The sequence below is a fragment of the Protofrankia sp. Cj3 genome (assembly GCF_917627355.1).
In the GTDB taxonomy this organism is placed as follows: domain Bacteria; phylum Actinomycetota; class Actinomycetes; order Frankiales; family Frankiaceae; genus Protofrankia.
Window position 1 is genome coordinate 1 of the sequence record NZ_CAKJTR010000302.1, and the last position, 649, is coordinate 649.

A 649-nucleotide genomic window follows, 5' to 3' on the forward strand; every position below is an offset into this window, starting at 1 on the left:
CCCCGTCGAGCCGTTGCGGGGTCAGCGATCCGACCAGACCGTCATCGATCACTCCGGCGGTGTGGACGACCCCGGTCAGGGGGTGTTCGGCGGGGATGGCGGCAAGGATGGCCGCGAGGGAGCCGCGGTCGGCCGCGTCGCCGGCCACGACGACGACCTGCGCGCCGAGGCCGGTCAGGTCGTCGCGGAGTTCGCCGGCACCAGGGGCGTCGGGCCCGCGCCGGCTGGTGAGGACGAGGTGGCGCACACCGTGTGCGGTGACCAGGTGCCGTGCGAGCAGACCGCCGAGTACTCCGACACCGCCGGTGATCAGCACCGTGCCGTTCGGGTCCAGGGACTCTGGTAGGCCAACGGGCGCATGATCATCGTGTTTCTCCAGCGCCGGGACGTCCCGCGGGACGCTGGTCGCCGCTGGCTGCCCGGAGGTCGTGACCCGCACGAGCCGTGGCACCGACACCACACCGCCGCGGATCGCCAGTTGCGCCTCGCCGCCGCTGCCGGCCGCGGCCAGTGCGGCCGGCAGCGCGCGGGCGGACGCGTCGCTGTCGTCGATGTCGAGCAGGATGATCCGGTCGGGATGCTCGGCCTGGACGGAACGGACCAGGCCCCAGACGGGGGCGGAGCCGAGGTCCGGCGCCTCGCTGTCCGT

At 74.1% G+C, this 649-nt stretch carries 1 protein-coding gene; it reads right to left on the bottom strand.

Annotated elements, in window-relative coordinates; all coding sequences use genetic code 11:
- Positions 1 to 649: KR domain-containing protein (locus tag MJ783_RS22675; protein WP_239313795.1), on the bottom strand; the 649-nt coding region annotated here is incomplete at both ends.